The sequence below is a fragment of the Nonomuraea jabiensis genome, assembly GCF_014204795.1.
In the GTDB taxonomy this organism is placed as follows: Bacteria; Actinomycetota; Actinomycetes; order Streptosporangiales; family Streptosporangiaceae; genus Nonomuraea; species Nonomuraea jabiensis.
This window is the reverse complement of sequence record NZ_JACHMB010000001.1, coordinates 1,101,792-1,118,286: the sequence shown is the minus strand read 5'-3', so window position 1 is coordinate 1,118,286 and position 16,495 is coordinate 1,101,792. Positions and strand designations below refer to the sequence as shown.

Annotated in this window: 13 protein-coding genes; 5 read left to right on the top strand and 8 right to left on the bottom strand. The window is 71.5% G+C overall.

Annotation, left to right across the window (positions count from 1 at the left end):
• Positions 1-39 precede the first annotated feature (39 nt).
• The gene (locus HD596_RS04560) at positions 40-1,902 is read right to left on the bottom strand and encodes an ABC transporter ATP-binding protein (protein ID WP_185068033.1); all 1,863 of its coding nucleotides are present in this window, start codon (positions 1,900-1,902) and stop codon (positions 40-42) included.
• Positions 1,903-1,985: 83 nt separating this feature from the next.
• Here HD596_RS04560 and HD596_RS04555 point away from each other — a divergent pair, with 83 nt between their 5' ends.
• From HD596_RS04555 to HD596_RS04535, 5 genes are all read left to right on the top strand, one after another.
• Entirely contained in the window at positions 1,986-4,376 is a 2,391-nt protein-coding gene (locus tag HD596_RS04555) for an ATP-binding protein (RefSeq protein WP_185068032.1), read from the top strand.
• Positions 4,377-4,701: 325 nt separating this feature from the next.
• Entirely contained in the window at positions 4,702-5,475 is a 774-nt protein-coding gene (locus HD596_RS04550) for an AMP-binding protein (protein WP_185068031.1), read from the top strand.
• 120 nt (positions 5,476-5,595) lie between these two features.
• Positions 5,596-6,897 carry an ABC transporter substrate-binding protein gene (locus HD596_RS04545; RefSeq protein WP_185068030.1) on the top strand — a complete coding sequence of 434 codons (1,302 nt, stop codon included), beginning with the start codon at positions 5,596-5,598 and terminating at the stop codon, positions 6,895-6,897.
• 48 nt (positions 6,898-6,945) lie between these two features.
• Positions 6,946-7,833, top strand: coding sequence for a carbohydrate ABC transporter permease (locus HD596_RS04540; RefSeq protein ID WP_185068029.1), 888 nt, complete (start codon positions 6,946-6,948; stop codon positions 7,831-7,833).
• Positions 7,830-8,687 (top strand): carbohydrate ABC transporter permease, encoded by an 858-nt coding sequence (locus tag HD596_RS04535; protein ID WP_185068028.1) that lies wholly within the window; start codon positions 7,830-7,832, stop codon positions 8,685-8,687. Before HD596_RS04540 ends, HD596_RS04535 begins: the two co-directional genes overlap by 4 nt.
• Before the next feature lie 129 nt (positions 8,688-8,816).
• Here the strand turns inward: HD596_RS04535 and HD596_RS04530 are convergent, their stop codons facing one another.
• Genes HD596_RS04530 through HD596_RS04500 form a run of 7 tightly spaced genes read right to left on the bottom strand, consistent with a single transcriptional unit; the run spans position 8,817 to position 16,412 of the window.
• Positions 8,817-9,821 (bottom strand): 2-hydroxyacid dehydrogenase, encoded by a 1,005-nt coding sequence (locus tag HD596_RS04530; RefSeq protein WP_185068027.1) that lies wholly within the window; start codon positions 9,819-9,821, stop codon positions 8,817-8,819.
• Positions 9,818-10,435 carry a histidine phosphatase family protein gene (locus tag HD596_RS04525; RefSeq protein ID WP_185068026.1) on the bottom strand — a complete coding sequence of 206 codons (618 nt, stop codon included), beginning with the start codon at positions 10,433-10,435 and terminating at the stop codon, positions 9,818-9,820. The genes HD596_RS04530 and HD596_RS04525 overlap by 4 nt, the downstream gene beginning before the upstream one ends.
• On the bottom strand, positions 10,432-11,856 hold the full coding sequence (locus HD596_RS04520) for an FGGY-family carbohydrate kinase (protein ID WP_185068025.1): 1,425 nt from the start codon (positions 11,854-11,856) through the stop codon (positions 10,432-10,434). The genes HD596_RS04525 and HD596_RS04520 overlap by 4 nt, the downstream gene beginning before the upstream one ends.
• Positions 11,853-13,328 carry an FGGY-family carbohydrate kinase gene (locus HD596_RS04515; protein WP_185068024.1) on the bottom strand — a complete coding sequence of 492 codons (1,476 nt, stop codon included), beginning with the start codon at positions 13,326-13,328 and terminating at the stop codon, positions 11,853-11,855. Before HD596_RS04515 ends, HD596_RS04520 begins: the two co-directional genes overlap by 4 nt.
• Entirely contained in the window at positions 13,328-14,560 is a 1,233-nt protein-coding gene (locus HD596_RS04510) for a sugar ABC transporter permease (RefSeq protein WP_185068023.1), read from the bottom strand. Before HD596_RS04510 ends, HD596_RS04515 begins: the two co-directional genes overlap by 1 nt.
• Positions 14,557-15,318, bottom strand: coding sequence for an ATP-binding cassette domain-containing protein (locus tag HD596_RS04505; protein ID WP_185068022.1), 762 nt, complete (start codon positions 15,316-15,318; stop codon positions 14,557-14,559). The genes HD596_RS04510 and HD596_RS04505 overlap by 4 nt, the downstream gene beginning before the upstream one ends.
• Complete coding sequence (locus HD596_RS04500) at positions 15,318-16,412, bottom strand: ABC transporter substrate-binding protein (protein WP_221519183.1); 1,095 nt, start codon at positions 16,410-16,412, stop codon at positions 15,318-15,320. Before HD596_RS04500 ends, HD596_RS04505 begins: the two co-directional genes overlap by 1 nt.
• Positions 16,413-16,495 lie beyond the last annotated feature (83 nt).

Genomic DNA, 16,495 nt, shown 5'->3' with positions numbered 1-16,495 from the left:
CCTGGAATAAGGGCCGGCAATGAGGGCCTGCGATGAGAGTCAGCGGTAGGCGGCGGCCTGGAGGGTGTAGAGGTCGGCGTAGAGGCCGTTGAGGGACATCAGGGTGTGGTGGTCGCCCTGTTCGGTGATCTTGCCGTGGTCGAGGACGTAGATGCGGTCGGCGTAGCGGACGCTGGCCAGGCGGTGGGTGATGAGCAGGACGGTGCGGCCGTCGGAGTGGTGGCGGATGCGTTCGAAGAGGGCGTGTTCGGCGCGGGCGTCGAGGGCGGCGGTGGGTTCGTCGCAGATGAGCAGGTCGGCGTCGCGGTGGAAGCCGCGGGCGACGGCGATGCGCTGCCATTGGCCGCCGGACAGTTCGTGGCCGTCTTTGAAGCGGCGGTCGAGCAGGGTGCGGTAGCCGTGGGGGAGGTCGGCGATGACCTGGTCGGCGCCGGCGACCGCGGCGGCGGCGTGCAGGGCCTGCTCGCCTTTGCCGGTGCCCATGGTGATGTTGTAGCGGGCGGTGAGGGGCCAGCGGGTGTGGTCCTGGGCGATGACGGCGGTGCGCTGGCGCAGGTCTTCGGGGTTGACCTGGCGCAGGTCGGTGTCGTCCCAGCGGACGGTGCCGGTGTCGGGTTCGTACAGGCCGGACAGGATTTTGGCGAGGGTGGTCTTGCCGGAGCCGTTCTCGCCGACGAAGGCGATGACCTCGCCGCGTTTGATCTCGATGGAGACCTCGCGCAGGGCGGGCTCCTCGGCGCCGGGGTAGGTGAAGGTGATGTCGGAGGCGACGATGTGTTCGAAGCTCTCGGGCACCGACGCCTCGCGGGCGGCGGGGACGCGGCGTTCGGCCTCGGCGCAGAACTCCAGGAAGTCGGTGAAGTACAGGCCCTCTTCGTAGAGGCGGTTGGTGGCGTGCATCAGGTTGGCCAGCGAGCTCTGGCCCGATCTGATCGCCAGGACCGCGGTGCCCGCCACCGCCAGCGGGATCGCGGCCACCGCGAGGAGGACGCCGAGGACCACGTAGACGAGGGCGGAGCCGAGGCCGCCGAGGGCCTCGCCGACCAGGCGGGCGAAGGTCTGGCGCCGGGCGAGATTGAGCATGACGTCCTGCTCGGCCCTGGCCACCGCGTCGTACATGCGCAGCAGGAAGCCGCGCATGGTGAACGAGCGGACCTCGGCCGCCGGCTCGCGGTCGGCCAGCAGCTCCGCGATGATCCACTTGCGGCGGTTGGCGGGGATGAGGGCGTGGAGGGTGGTGTAGCGCATCTTGGCGCTGCGGACCGCAGCCCAGGCGTCGGGCAGCACCGCCAGCAGGAGGAGCGGGAGCAGCACCGGATGGAGCACGCCGAGGACGCCGGCCACGGCCGCGATGCCGACCGCGGCCGTGACCACGTTGATGGCCGAGGTCACCACCGAGTCGGCCATGGCCACGCCGCGTAACCTGGCCCGCTGCAACGCGTCGTGAAACTCGGGGTCGTCGTAGGCCACGAGCTCCACCCGGCTGGTCAGCCCGTACAGGCGCTCCTCCGTCAGCCGGCTCACCTGGGGGTCGAGGCGGGACTGCGCCCAGCCCGCGCCGGCCTGCACGCCGGTGCGGAGCGTCGCGGCCACCCCGACCAGGACGATGCTGGGCAGCGCGGCCAGCACGCGGTCGGGGGTGGGGCCCTCGCTGAAGAGGGCCGTCAGCACGCCGGTGGTCGCCAGCAGGCCGAAGGCCGTGAAGACGCCGCCGAGGAGGTTGAGTGCGATCGTGGCGAGGGTGTCGCGCCGGCTGGCCCGCCAGGCCATGCGCATCGCCTGTGTCACGAGTGACGGCAGCCGCCTGGCGATGGTCAGGAAACCGACCTCCGCCAGCTTGTCCTGATGGGCGTGCCAGTCGGAGAAGGACATCTCACCGAGCTCGAGCGGCTCATCGGCCATGACTCGAGTGTGCCCGCGGGCACTGACAGATCTCCACCGATTATGTCTGGGCGCGCGGCGTAGTTGGTGACACACTCACAGTGATGCTGCGATTCGCCGACTTCAGCGACCTGCCGGCCGAGCCGAACGCGTTCGTGGGCCGGGAGTCCGATCTCGATGAGCTCGTCCAGCTGATGCGTGTCTCCCGGGCCGTGACCCTCTGCGGCGCGGGCGGCATCGGGAAGACCCGGCTGGCGCTGCGGCTCGCGGCCAGGGTGGGCCCCGACCACCCGGGCGGCGTGTGGCTGATCGAGCTGGCCGACCTGGAGAAGGGCGAGCTGAGAGGGTACGTCGCCGCCGCGCTCGGCATCGCGGGCGACCTGGCCGAGTCGATCGCGGGGCGGCGCGCGCTCCTGGTGCTCGACAACTGCGAGCCGGTGATCGGGGAGTGCGCGGAGCTGTGCCGTGACCTGCTCGGCGCCTGCCCGGGGCTCACGGTGCTGGCCACCAGCAGGGAGCCGCTGCGCGTGCCCGGTGAGACGGTGTGGCGGGTGCCGCCCCTATCGGTGGACAGGCCGGTGGACGGGCGGGGGGACGGCTCGGCGGGCGGGGAGGAGAGCGAGGCCGTGCGGCTGTTCGTGGCCAGGGCCACCGCCGCCCGGCCCGACTTCGAGCTGACCGACGAGAACCGGCCGCTGGTCACGGAGCTGTGCCAGGCGCTCGACGGCCTGCCGCTGGCGATCGAGCTGGCCGCCGCCATGGTGCGGGTCCTGTCCGTCCGCCAGCTCGTCGAGCGGCTGGACGACCGGTTCAGGCTGCTGGCGGGCGGCGCGCGTACGGCTCCGGCCCGGCACCGCACGCTCAGGGCCGCGGTGGACTGGAGCTACCGGCTGCTTTCCCCGCAGGAGCGGCTGCTGCTGCGCCGCACGGCCGCCTTCCGCTCCTCGTGGACGCTCGACCTGGCCGAGGCGGTCTGCTCGGGGCCGGGGCTGCCCGAGGAGGACGTGCTGCTCAGGCTGTGCGATCTGGTGGACAAGTCGCTGGTCGCCCTCGACGGCGAGATCGCCGGTCAGGCGCGTTACCGGCTGCTGGAGACCGTACGGGATTACGCGCTGGAGCAGCTCGCCGAGTCCGGCGAGGAGACGGAACTGCGGCGCAGGCACCTGACGGCGCTGGCCGCGATGGCGAGCGGCTTCAAGGAGGCGATCGCGCCGGGAGCGCGCACGTCGTGGCCGGTGATCGAGCGGTACGTGAACCTGTTCGACGCGCTCAAGGTCGAGGTCGGCTCGGCCTGCGACTGGTCGATCGCCATCGGCCTGCCGGAGACCGCGCTGGGCCTGCTGACCGACCTGCGTTACCTGCTGGTCGGCAGCGGCAGGAAGCTCGACATGGCCGAGCGGCTGGACCGGCTGCTGGCCCTCGACGTCCCGCAGATGCGGCCGGCGCTGCGCGGCCAGGCCACGATCCTGCGCGGTGAGCTGGCGCTGGCGGCGGGCGATGTCGAGCTGGCCACGTGGTGCACCCGCGCCGGCCTCGATCTGTGCAGGTCCGCCGACGACGCGTACGGCGAGGCCGTCGGCACGATCGTGCTGGCCCAGCTCACCGGCAAGCCCGACACCCTGGCCCGCGCGCTGGAGCTGGCCAGGCGCTCCGGCGACCTCATCCTGGAGTCGCTGGCCCAGGGCACCCGGGCGCAGTTCGGCCTGCACCACGGCCGCCTGCGGGAGGCGCAGCGCGGGTTCGAGGAGGTGCTGGCGATCAACGAGGGGCTCGACAACCACGTGGGCCAGTCCTTCGCCCACATCGGGCTCGCCCAGGTGGCCAGGCGCTCGGGCGACCTCGCGACCGCCAAGCGGCACTACGAGTCGGGGCTGAGCCTGCTGCGGCACGTGGACGTCAGGCAGCAGATCGTCAGCTGCCTGGCCGGGCTCGGCAAGGTGGCGCTCGACCAGGGCGACCTGGTGGAGGCCAGATCCAGGTTCACCGAGGCGCTCGTGCTCAGCCGCGACGCGGGGCTGCGCGCGGGCATCGCCAGGCGGCTGGAGGAGTGGGCGGTCCTGGTCTCCGCCGAGGGCGACCACCGGCGCGCCGTCCTGCTGGCCGCCGCCTCCGTGGCGCTGCGCAGCCGCCAGCCGGACGCGCGTACGGAGGACGTCCTGCGACCGGCGCGGACCGGGCTGGGCGAGGCCGTGGTCGGCATGTTGTGGAGCGAGGGCGCGGGGATGACCGCCGAGCAGGCCGTGGCGTGCGCCCTGGACGGCGCGCTGCCCGAACGCCCCGCGGAGGCGGTCGTACCGGTCAGCCAGGACAGCAGGCTCACGGCCAGGGAGCGCGAGATCGCCGAGCTGATCGCCAGAGGGCTCAGCAACCGGGCCATCGCCGACGAACTGGTCATCAGCCCGGCGACCGCCGCCCGCCACGTGGCCAACATCCTGTCCAAGCTGGGCTTCTCCACACGTACACAGATCGCCGCATGGGTGATCGAGAGCCGCTGATCCGCGCACCTCTCTACACATCGTGGAGCCGACCGGTTTACATCGTCGAATGGCCATGTCAGCGCATGTGCGGCAGCCGTCTGCACACCTAACGTTGCTACGTGTGATCGGCCGCACCGTCTTTCCGCATTCCCGGTGCGGCCGATCCTCGGGGACGTCACGCGTCCACGCGGAGCTGGGCCTCCTCGGAGGGGTGGAGGTCCGGTTCCGGGCGCGTGGCAGCGGGCTCGAGTCGCGCAGGGCTCGGGCCCGCCCACGGGAATGCACATCTGCCTACATAGATCGGTGGATGCTGTGCATGCCCGGCGGCCGTACGTTGGCGGTCATGAAGCCTGCCGCCTCGACCACCGGGACCGTGATCCACGAGGTGTTCCGCCAGGCGTACGAGCGCGGGGAGCGGCCGGCGCTCGTCGATCTGCGTGGCGGCCACGTCTACGGCTACCGCAGGCTGGTGACCGAGGTGACCCGGGCGGCCTCGGGGCTCGTACGCAGGGGCGCCCGGCGCGACCAGGTGGTGGGCGTGCACGTCTCGACGGCCGGTGCGCAGACCCTGGCTGTGCACACCGTGCTCGCGGCGGGCGGCGTGGCGGCGCCGATCGACCCCGCGCTCGGCGCCGGGGAGATGGCCGCGTGGCTGCGCGCGTGCGACGCGCGGACCTTGATCACCACCCCCGACCTGGCGGAGACGGCGGTGCGGGCGGCCGACGAGTCCCGGGTGCGCCAGGTCGTCTCGCTGGGCGCGGCGCTCGACACGATCGACTTCCGCTGCCTGCTCACGCTGGAGCCCACCCCGCTGCCCGCGCTCGACGCCAAGCGCCAGGACGCGCTGCTGACGGCGGACGGCCGCCGGATGTCCCACGCCGACCTGCTGTCCCGGATGGCGGAGCTCGACCTGCCCGTGGGCCTGGCCGAGTCCGACGTCGTGCTGACCACGTGGTCGCCCGACAGCCGCTGCGACCTGGTCGCCCTGGTCGGCCTGGGCGTGTCCAAGGGCGCGCTGGTGGTGGCCGCGGGCGGCGGCGATCCGCCCGGCACGAGCTACGACTTCAGCGTCACGGTGGTGACGAACCCCGAGGGCGGGCTGGAGCGCGTCCGCTGAGTATGCGGAGCTGTTATCCGCCCCTCCCTTGACGCCGCGCGGCGGGAAGTGGGTAGATGGCCGTTGGTTGACAACGTTGTCAAATCACCAACTTCGGGGGCTTCGAAGGGATGGTGTGCGATGCGACGGTGGTTAGCGACCGTCTCGATCTCGATCGTGAGCGCGTTGAGCCTGGTGGCCTGCGGCGGCGGCGGGGGCGGGCAGGCGTCCCAGTCTCCGGCGGCCAGTGGCGGCGGCGGGGAGAAGAAACAGGTTGAGGTCTTCTCCTGGTGGACGGGCCCCGGCGAGGCCGACGGCCTCCAGGCGATGAAGAAGATCTTCGAGCAGCAGAATCCGAACTACACATTCTTCGACGCCGCCGTGGCGGGCGGCTCGGGTGACAAGGCCAAGGCGCTGCTCCAGTCGAAGCTCCAGGCCAACACCCCGCCCGACACCTTCCAGGGTCACGCGGGCGCCGAGCTGCAGGGCTACATCAAGGCCGGCAACCTGGAAGACCTGACGTTCCTGTACGACGAGCTGAAGCTGAAGGACGTCTTCCCCGCGCAGCTCGTCGAGCAGATCAGCGTCGACGGCAAGATCTACTCGGTGCCGGTGAACATCCACCGCTCCAACGTGCTGTGGTTCAACCCGGCGGTGCTCAAGGACGCCGGCGTGGCCGCCGCGCCCAAGACGATCGACGAGTTCATCGCGGACCTGGAGAAGGTCAAGGCCAAGGGCAAGATCCCGCTGTCGATCGGCTCCGAGTGGACCGTCACCCACCTGCTGGAGAACGTCCTGCTCGGCTCCATGGGCACCGACGCCTACAACGCGCTGTTCAAGCCGGGCGCCGACTGGAACAGCCCGCAGGTGACCAAGGCGCTCGAAAGCTTCGCCAAGATCATGTCGTACGCGGGCGACCCGCAGGACGACTGGCAGCCGGCCGCCAAGCAGGTGGCCGACGGCGAGGCCGCGTTCAACATCATGGGCGACTGGGCGTACGGCTACTTCCACAACCCGCCGGAGGGCGGCCTGGGCAAGAAGTCGAAGACGGACTTCGACTGGGCGCCGGCCCCCGGGACCGAGGGCACGTACATGTGGCTGTCCGACAGCTTCACCCTCCCCAAGGGCGCGAAGAACCGTGACGGCGCCATCGCCTGGCTGAAGGTCGCGGCCAGCAAGGAGGGCCAGGACGCCTTCAACCCCAAGAAGGGCTCCATCCCCGCCCGCAAGGACGCCGACCAGGCCCTCTACACCGACTACCTGGCCGACGCGCTGAAGGACTGGTCGAGCAACAAGCTCGCCGGGTCGATCCAGCACGGCGTCTCGGTCAACCAGCCGTGGCTGGCGGCGATCACCGAGTCGGTCGGCCTGTTCATCGGCAGCAAGGACGTCAAGGCCCTGCAGCAGGGGCTCGCCGACGCGGCCAAGTCCAACGCTCAGTAGCGAGGTCCGGCGGGCGTCACCCGGCGCCCGCCGGTCCCGTGGGAGGGAATGCTTGTGAGGTGGGCACGCACGTGGCTGCCCGGACTCCTCCTCGTCACGCCGTCGATCGTCCTGATCGGCGTCTTCGTGTACGGCATGCTCGGCTGGAACTTCCGGCTGGCCATGACGGACAAGCACGATGAGGTGTCCGAGGGGAAGTTCGTGGGGCTGCGGAACTTCATCGACATCTGGGACCAGCCGCGGTGGCACCTCTCGGTGAACCACGCGATCGTCTTCACGGTCGCGTTCGTGCTGGGCGCGCTCCTGCTCGGGTGGCTGCTGGCGTTCCTCATGGAGAAGGGGATCAGGGGCGAGGGGACGTTCCGGGCGATCTATCTGTTCCCGATGGCCATCTCGTTCGTCGCGACCGGCATCGTGTGGCGGTGGCTGATGAACTCGGGGACGGGGGAGCGGGCAGTCGGCCTGAACCGGCTGTTCGACTGGATCGGGCTGCCGCAGTGGCAGTGGTTCAGGGATCCGGACTGGGGGATGGCCGCGATGGCGATCCCCGCCATCTGGCAGATGTCCGGATATGTCATGGCATTGTTTTTGGCGGGCTTCCGCGGCGTGCCCGAGGAGCTGCGGGAGGCCGCGCGGGTGGACGGCTGCACCGAGTGGGGCGTCTACCGGCACGTGGTGCTGCCCCTGCTCCGGCCGGTCACGCTGTCCGCGCTGATCATCCTGGGGCACATCTCGCTCAAGGTGTTCGACCTGATCGTGGCGGTGTCGGGCAAGCAGATCATCACGGACGTGCCCGCGGTGTTCATGTGGGTCGCGGTGTTCGACTCGCACGATCCGGCCAAGGGCGCCACGATCGCGTCGTACATCGTGCTGAGCGTGGCGATCTTCGTGATCCCGTACCTGATCTGGTCCGTGCGTAAGGAGAGGCGCTCATGACGGCGGTGGCCACGCGCCGGGCGGCCTTCCCCTGGCTGCGCCTCGGGCTGCTGATCCTCTTCGTGGTGATCTTCCTGATCCCCATCTACGTGCTGCTGGTCACCAGCTTCAAGCCGCTCACCGAGGCCGACCCCGGCCAGGCGTGGAACCTGCCGCGGACGTGGACGACCGAGGCGTGGCAGGTGGCCTGGGAGAAGCTGGCCCCCGGCCTGTGGAACAGCGTGCTGCTGGCCGTGCCGGGCTCGCTGCTGTCGTGCGCGCTCGGCTCCATGAACGGCTACGTGCTGTCCAAGTGGCGCTTCCCCGGGGCGGACGTGCTGTTCACGCTGTTCCTGTTCGGCATGTTCATCCCGTACCAGGGGGTCATGATCCCGCTGGTGCAGCTGCTCGTGGGGCTGAACGAGCTGACCGGGCTGCAGGGCGTCTTCTACGGCGGCATCCCGGGGCTGGTGCTGGCCCACGTCGTGTACGGCATCCCGATCTGCACGCTGATCTTCCGCAACTACTACGTCACGATCCCCGACGAGCTGATCGAGGCCTCCCGGGTGGACGGGGCGGGCATGCTGAGGTCGTACTGGTCGGTGGTGCTGCCGGTGTCGGGGCCCGCGATCGCGGTGGTCGTCATCTGGCAGTTCACCTCGCTCTGGAACGACTTCCTGTTCGCCGTGTTCCTGACCGGGCCGACGAACTGGCCCACGACCGTGATGCTGAACAACATCGCCGGGGCGCAGGCCACCCCGTACAGCCAGCAGATGGCGGCGGCCGTCCTGTCGTCGATCCCGACGATGCTGATCTACGTCCTGCTGGGCAGGTTCTTCATGCGGGGCCTGATGGCTGGAGCCCTCAAGGGGTAGCCACCCCCGTCACCACCACTTGCCCGCGCCCCTCCGCCCGCCGTACTCCGGCGGGCGTCCTTTTGGGAGGAGGGGTGGTGCGGGGGCTGCCGTCCTTAGGGAGAGCGGCGGTTGGTGGTGCGGCGGGGGTCAGGCGGTGGCGACGTGGGAGAGGGGTTCGCCGCGTACGTAGCGGGCCACGTCGGCGGCCACGATCGAGGCCGCGTTCATGGCCGTCTGCTTGCTGGCCCCGGCCAGGTGCGGGGTCATGATCAGGTTGGGGGTCGTGAGCAGGCGTGAGCCGGCCGGGATGGGCTCCTCCGGGAAGACGTCCATGGCGGCCCCGAACAGGTGGCCCGAGTCCAGGGCGTCGCAGACGGCGTCGTAGTCGACCAGCGCGCCCCTGGCGCAGTTGACCAGGACCGAGCCGCGCGGCATGGCGGCGATCTCGGCCGCGCCGATCATGCCGTTGGTCTCGGGGGTGGCGCGGGCGTGCAGGGAGACGAAGTGGGAGCGCCGGAGCAGCTCGTCCAGCTCCACCCGGCCGGGCACGTCCACGTACGGGTCGTAGACCAGGACCTCCGCGCCGAAGCCTTCGAGCATGCGGGCCACGCGGCGGCCGATGGCGCCGTAGCCGACCAGGCCGACCGTGTTGCCGTCCAGCTCGGGGCCGACGTTGTCGTACTTGTAGTAGTCGCCCCGCCACACGCCCCCCGCCAGGTCGCCGTGCGTCTGGGGGATCCTGCGGGTGGCGGCCAGCAGCATGGCCAGGGTGTGCTCGGCGGTGGCCACCGCGTTGCGGCCCGGCGCGAACGTCACCGCCACGCCCGCCGCCTTGGCCGCCTCCAGGTTGGCGTTGACGGGACCGCCCCGGCTCACGCAGAACAGCCGCAGGTCAGGGGAGGCGTCCAGGACACGCTTGGTCAACGGGGCCATCTGGGTCACGCAGATCTCGACGCCACGCAGCGCCTCGATCAGCTCGTCCTCCACGTCCGAGGCCTCGTCCACCTCGCCCACCCGGCCGAACGGCTCGACCGGCCACGGCAGCGTGAGCTCGCTGATGTCCAACTCGCCGGGGACCTCCCGCCTGAGCGCGTCGATGAGCAGGCGGTTCTGGACGAAGTGGTCGCCCGCGGCAAGCACTCGGATGGTCAACGAACGGCTCCAATCGGGGAGTTGTACTGCAGCATCGCGGCCCGCCGCCCGCTGCGCAGGCGAAGTTCGGTCAGGGCACAGTTGTCCAGGCGCGGGAACAGCCGCCGGTACTCGCCGAGCGGCACCCCGATCAGGCGGCACAGGGCGAGCCTGATGGCGGTCGTGTGCGCGACCACCAGCACGCGCCCGTCGGGGTGGGCGGCGGCGATGTCGTCGAGGGCGGCCACGAACCGGTCGGCGGCCAGGTGCGGGTCCTCGCCGCCGGGCAGCGGGTGCGCGGCTGGGTCGGACTCGAACGCGGCGCGTGCCTCGGGGAAGCGGGCCGCCATCTCGGCCGAGGTCAGGCCCTCGCCCTCGCCGAAGTCCAGCTCGCGCAGCCTCGGGTCGGTCCGGAGCTCCACCCCGGCCTTGTCGGCGCTGGCGGCGGCGGTGATCCGGGCCCGGCTGAGCGTGGAGGCCCACACGGCCGCCAGGCCCGCCTGACCGGCCCAGTCGGCCAGCCGGTCGGCCTGGGCGTGGCCGCGCGGGGTCAGCTCGATGTCGCTGACCCCCGCGTAGCGGTTCTCGGCGTGCCAGACGGTCTCGCCGTGGCGGACCAGGACGAGGTCGGTCATCGGGCGGTCCTCTCGCGTGCGTGCCGGGCGGCGGCCGGGTCGAGCCAGCCGCGCCCTTCCAGCTCGGTGACGAAGCGCAGGTAGGGCTCCGTGAGGTCGGCTCCCGACGGGTCGACGACCGCGCGGGTCCTGATCATCCGGTCGGGGTCGCCGCCCGCCAGGACGGCCATGCCCAGGGCGGGCTCGGCGTTCTCCCGCAGCGTCACCGGACGTCCCAGGACGTCCGCCCTGAGCCGGGTCCAGTACGCGCTGCGGGTGGCGCCGCCGGTCAGGATGATCTCGCCGTCCACGGGGGCGCCGAGGAGGTCGAGGTAGTCGAAGCAGAGGCGCTCGACGAAGGCCGCGCCGAGCAGGATCGCCGCGTAGCGCTCGACGTCGTCGGCCGGGCTGCCGAGCGTGAACCCCTCGGCGCCGGGGGCGTCGAACGGGAAGCGCTCGCCCCGCGAGACCAGCGGGTACGTGACGCTCGCGGGCGGGCCGGGGCGGGCGGCGGCCTGGGCGCTCAGCGCGTCGAGGTCGCGGCCGGGCAGGTCGCGGGAGAGCACGCCGGCGCCGGTGCTCGACGCGCCGCCCGGCAGCCACGAGCCGTCCGGCGCGCGGTGCGAGTAGACGACGCCGAGCGGGTCGTGGATCAGCTCCTTCGTCACGCCCTTGAGCACCAGCGTCGTGCCGAGCACCGAGTTCCAGCTCCCGACCCGGGTGGCGCCCGCGCCGAGCTGGGCCGCGCACCCGTCGGTGGTCCCGGCGATCACGGGCGTGCCCGCGGGGATGCCGGTCTCCTCGGCGGCGGCCGCGCAGACCACGCCCAGGCGGGTGCCGGGCCGTACGACCTCGGGGAGCAGCTCCGCGGGCACGTCCAGGACGTCCAGCACCTCGGACGGCCAGCGCTCCTCGATGAGGTCCACGCCGGTCTTGAGGGCGTTGCTGAGGTCGGTCGCCACCTCGTGGCCCACGAGGCGCCGGTTGACGAAGTCGTTCTGGTGCGCGAGCCGCGCCCCGGCGGGGGCGTCCTGGAGCAGCCACAGCAGCTTGGGCAGCGCCCAGTTGGGCTGCATGCGCCGGTAGCCGAGCCGCTCCCACACGCGGGCGCCCGCCTCGTTGGCGCGCCCGGCGTCGGCGCGCCGGTCGTCGTACATGAGCGCGGGCGTCAGCGCCCGGCCGTCGGGGCCGGTGAGGAGGATCGTTCCAGACGTGGCGGCCACGGCCACGCCCGCGACCTGCTCGGGGGGCACGTCGCGCAGCGCCTCGCGGGTGGCGGCGGCCAGCTCGCGCCACCACTGCTCGGGGTCCTGCTCGTGGCGGGGCCCGTCGCGGTGGCTGGTCAGCGGCCGGCCGGCCGTGCCGAGCACCTGCCCGTCCCCGGCGACGGCCATCGCCCGTACGCTCTGGGTCCCGAGATCGATGCCGATCCATACGCTCATCTACGGCCCCTCATCTCGGCCAGCAGCGGCCAGGAGACCGCGTTCGCCTGGCGCAGAGCCAGGAAGTCGTCGAACAGCCGCCCGTACAACGCCTGGTTGGCGGGCTTGGGCTCGAGCGCGTCGCGCATCCGTACATGCTCGGAGGCCGCCGTGGCGATGGACGGAGCGGCGCCGGTGGCGGCCAGTCCCACCAGGTACGCGCCCCGAGCGCCCACCTCGGTGTCCGCCGGGCGGCGCACGGGCAGCCCCGTGATGTCGGCGATCAGCTGGAGCCAGACGGTGCTGTTCGAGCCGCCGCCGCACGCGCGCAGCTCCGTCGGCGCGGCGCGGGTGGCGGCCAGGCAGTCGCGGATGACCATCGTCAGTCCTTCGAGCACTGCCCGCGCCATGTCCTCGCGGCCGTGCTCGAACGACATGCCCAGCAGCGAGCCCCTGGCCAGCGGGTCGGAGAACGGCGCCCGCTCACCGGCGGGCGACATGTACGGCAGGAACGTCAGCCCGCGCGCGCCCGGCTCGCTCAGCAGGGCCAGGTCGCCCAGCTCGGCCGGGCCGCTCAGCCCCATCATGCGGCACGTCCACTGCACCACTTCCGTTCCCGCGAAGGTGGGGAAGGCCCGCAGGTAGCCGCCGGCCAGCGCGATCGTGATCCCGATCGGCTCGCTCTCCAGGTCGGCGGAGTCGACGATGACCTCGGTGCACAGCGTGGTGCCGAGGATGCCGCACGCCTGCCCGGCCCGCACCGCGCCCGCGCCCAGCGCCGTGGCGGCGATGTCGTACGGGGCCATCACGACGGGCGTACCGGCGGGCAGCCCGAGCGCGGAGGCCGCGTCCCGGGACAGCTCGGCGACGTGGCCGGAGCGGATCGGGGGCAGCAGCCGCTCGGCCCACTCCGTGCCGAACAGGGCCAGCAGCGAGGGGGAGTACGCCCGCGCCCGCAGGTCCATGAATGGCGCGGAGGCGTCGGACTCGTCGGCCACCAGCTCCCCGGTCATCCGCGCGAAGATCCAGCCGCCGCAGGTGAGCATGGCGCTCGACCGCTCCAGCCGCTCGGGGTCGTTCGCGCGCAGCCAGGTCAGGATCGCGTGCGGCAGCCCGGAGGCGGCCGACGAGCCGTTGAGCCGGAACGCCTCGGCCGCGGTCCCGGAGCGGGTCCAGGCGTCCACGGCCGAGGCCGCCCTGGCGTCGTTCCAGAGGATCGCGGGCCCGGTCGGCTCGCCGTCCGGGCCGACCAGCCAGCAGCCGTCGCCCTGGGCGGTCACGGCCACAAAGTCGACCCCGTCAAGCTGGGCGGCGACCTCGCGCACGGTGGCGGCGACCGCGTCCCAGACGGCGTTCATGTCCTGCTCGGCGTGGCCGGGCAGGGGCCTGGAGACCACGGTCTCCCGCCGGGCGACGAACGCCTCCGCGCCCTCGGCGTCGTATCCGACCGCCTTGATGACCGTGGTGCCCGCGTCCACGCAGATGATCGCCATCAGGCCCTGCCGTGGGAGGTCCTCGACCGGCGCGACACGGAGTCGACGATCACGGCGAGCAGCAGCACCGCGCCGGTGACCACGAACCTGATCGACGAGTCGAGGTTGAGCAGGGTCAGGCCGCTGGAGATGGACTGGATGACGATGATCCCGAGCAGCGCGCCGAACGCGGTGCCGCGCCCGCCGAACAGGCTCGTCCCGCCGATCACGGCCGCCGCGATGGCGTTGAGGTTGACGTCGCCGCCGCCGCTGGACTGGTTGGCCGCCGCGAGCCGGGCCGCGGCCAGGATGCCGCCGACCGCGGCGAACGTCGAGCAGAGCACGAACACCGAGGTGTAGACGGCCCTGACGTTGATGCCGGCCCGGCGGGCGGCCTCCACGTTGCCGCCGACGGCGTAGACGGCCCGGCCCCACTTCGTCCGCGACAGCAGGTAGTGCATGATCAGCACGAGCGCCACGAAGAAGACGAACATCCAGCCCACGCCGCGCGTCTGGCCCAGGTACCAGACCACGAAGGCCAGCACGACCAGCAGCGCCGCGCTCCTGACGGCCAGCGTGGACACGCTTTTGGCCGACAGCCCGGCCTTGCGCCGCTCCTGCGCGTGCAGGTATCCGGTGACGAACAGCCAGACGGCGGCGACGACCGCGAACGTGTACGACAGCCAGGCCGGCACGAAGTCGAGCTGCGCGAAGTTCACCAGGCCCGAGTCGAAGGGCAGGTTGATCGACCCCTTGGTGCCCAGCACGTACAGCTGGAGCCCGAGGAAGGCGAGCAGGCCGGCCAGCGTGATCACGAAGCTCGGCACCCCGAACCGGTTGAACAGCTGCCCGTACACCCAGCCGATGACCGCGCCCATGATCACCGCCGCGGCGATGGCCAGCCAGACCGGCAGCCCCTGGCCCACGAACAGCACCGCGAGCACCGCTCCCGACAGCCCGCTGACCGAGCCGACGGACAGGTCGATCTGGCCGACCAGCAGCACGCAGACGATGCCGAGCGAGATGATCCCGACGGCGGCGGACTCCAGGGTGAGGTTCACCAGGTTCGCGCTGGACAGGAAGATCGGGTTGAGGACCTGCAGGACCGTCCAGATGACCACGAGCCCGACCACGACGGGGATGACGCCCAGGTCGCCGCCGCGGGCCCGCTCGACCACGTCGGCGAGCGCGCCGCGCAGCCCGTCGCGGTTCTGGAGCCGCTCGTCCTGACGGTCGGTCGTCACTGTGCTCATGAGCCGTTCCCCCTCTGCGCACGCCGGGACACCACGTTGTCGGTGGCGCCGGTGATGGCGGCGATGATGTCCTCGGTGGAGACCTGGTCCACGTCGAACACGCCGTTGTTGCGGCCGAGCCGCAGCACGGCGACGGTGTCGGCGACGGCCTTCACGTCGGCCATGTTGTGGCTGATCATGATGACGCCCAGGCCGTTCTCGCGCAGCCGCTCGACCAGGTTGAGCACCTCGGCCGTCTGCGCCACGCCCAGCGCGGCGGTGGGCTCGTCGAGGATGATGACCTTCGGGTCGCCGAGCAGCGACCGGGCGATGGCCACCGTCTGCCGCTGGCCGCCCGACAGCGCCGCCACCGGCACCCGTACGCTCGGGATCTTCGCGGAGAGCTGGCGGAGCAGCTCCCACGAGCGGGTCTCCATCGCCACGTCGTTGAGGCGCAGCGGGCGGATCTCCTGGCCGAGGAACAGGTTCTGGATCACGTTGAGGTTCTCGCAGAGCGCGAGGTCCTGGAAGACGGTGGCGATGCCGAGCTTGTGCGCGGCGGCCGGGGTGGGGATGTGGACCTCGTTCCCCTCGAACGTGATCGTGCCGCCGTCCGGCGGGTGCACGCCCGAGAGGATCTTGACCAGGGTCGACTTGCCCGCGCCGTTGTCCCCCACGACCGCGACGACCTGGCCGGCGGCGACGTCGAGGTCGATGTCGGTCAGCGCCGCCACCGCGCCGAAGGTCTTGCTGATCCCGCGCAGAGAGAGGACGCTCATCACTTGATTCCGAGCTCGGCGCAGCCCTTGGCGTACTCGCCGGCGCAGGCCTCGGCGGCCTTCATGATGCCGCTGTCGAACAGCACTTCCTTGATGTTCTCCTTGGTCACCACCGTGGGCACGAACAGCTCCGACGGGGTGTTGTAGAGCGTGGTCTTGCCCGCGGGCTTCTTGCCCTGCATGAACTCCCACGCCACGTTCGCGGAGGCCTCGGCCACGATCTTGATCGGCTTGGAGATCGTGTTGTACTGGTCGCCCGCGATGATGCGCTGGGCGGCGGCCAGCTCGGCGTCGTTGCCGGTGACCGGCGGCACCTTCACGCCCGCGGCCTTGAACGCGGCGATCGAGCCGCCGCCGGTGCCGTCGTTGGCCGCGACCACGCCGACGATCTGGTCCTTGAACTGCGTGATCTGGCCGCTGACCCAGGTCTGGGCCTTCTCCGGCTGCCAGTCGGGGGTGTCGTACTCGGCCAGCAGCTTGAACCCGCTCGGGTCGACCGCGCTGTGGATGCCCTTCTTGATCAGGCCGGCCGCCGCGTCCGTGGGGGAGCCGTTGACCTGGAGGATCCCGCCCTTGGCGTTCTCCTTCTTCAGGTGGTCGACCAGGGACTGGGCGATCATGGAGCCGATCTTCTCGTTGTCGAACGAGATGTAGTAGTCGGCGGGCGTGGCCGGGATCGGACGGTCGTAGGCGATGACCGCCACCTGCTGCGACTGGGCCGTCTTGACGATGGTGGCCGCGGCGGCGGAGTCGACCGGGTCGAGCACGATGGCCTTGACGCCCTGGGCGAGCGCGGAGTTGGCCTGTTGCTGCTGCTTGGCGGCGTCGGAGTCGGCGTTCTGGTAGATGACCTCGCAGGTCGGGCAGAGCTGCTTCATCTTGGCCTCGAACAGCGGCTTGTCCGCCAGCTCGTACCGAGTGGAGGCGAGGTCGGGCATGAGGAAGGCGACCTTGGCGTTCTGGGCGGCACCGCTGTCGCCGCCGCTGGTGCCCCCGCCGGTCGATCCGGAGCCGGAGCCGCACGCGGCCAGCACCGAGCCTGCGAGCACTGCCACTGCGGCGAACGTGGAGGTCCGCATCTTAGCTCTGTTCACGGGTTTCGTTCCTCACTTGCTACCGGGATTCCTGACGCACTGCCCCCGAAACAGGACAATGCCCTCACAACCAGGCACATCCT

Excerpts from the sequence above, each read along its gene's own strand:
- HD596_RS04560 (WP_185068033.1), bottom strand. The coding sequence starts at position 1,902 with ATGGCCGATGAGCCGCTCGAGCTCGGTGAGATGTCCTTCTCCGACTGG.
- HD596_RS04555 (WP_185068032.1), top strand. The coding sequence starts at position 1,986 with ATGCTGCGATTCGCCGACTTCAGCGACCTGCCGGCCGAGCCGAACGCG.
- HD596_RS04550 (WP_185068031.1), top strand. The coding sequence starts at position 4,702 with ATGAAGCCTGCCGCCTCGACCACCGGGACCGTGATCCACGAGGTGTTC.
- HD596_RS04545 (WP_185068030.1), top strand. The coding sequence starts at position 5,596 with ATGCGACGGTGGTTAGCGACCGTCTCGATCTCGATCGTGAGCGCGTTG.
- HD596_RS04540 (WP_185068029.1), top strand. The coding sequence starts at position 6,946 with ATGCTTGTGAGGTGGGCACGCACGTGGCTGCCCGGACTCCTCCTCGTC.
- HD596_RS04535 (WP_185068028.1), top strand. The coding sequence starts at position 7,830 with ATGACGGCGGTGGCCACGCGCCGGGCGGCCTTCCCCTGGCTGCGCCTC.
- HD596_RS04525 (WP_185068026.1), bottom strand. The coding sequence starts at position 10,435 with ATGACCGACCTCGTCCTGGTCCGCCACGGCGAGACCGTCTGGCACGCC.
- HD596_RS04520 (WP_185068025.1), bottom strand. The coding sequence starts at position 11,856 with ATGAGCGTATGGATCGGCATCGATCTCGGGACCCAGAGCGTACGGGCG.
- HD596_RS04515 (WP_185068024.1), bottom strand. The coding sequence starts at position 13,328 with ATGGCGATCATCTGCGTGGACGCGGGCACCACGGTCATCAAGGCGGTC.
- HD596_RS04510 (WP_185068023.1), bottom strand. The coding sequence starts at position 14,560 with ATGAGCACAGTGACGACCGACCGTCAGGACGAGCGGCTCCAGAACCGC.
- HD596_RS04505 (WP_185068022.1), bottom strand. The coding sequence starts at position 15,318 with ATGAGCGTCCTCTCTCTGCGCGGGATCAGCAAGACCTTCGGCGCGGTG.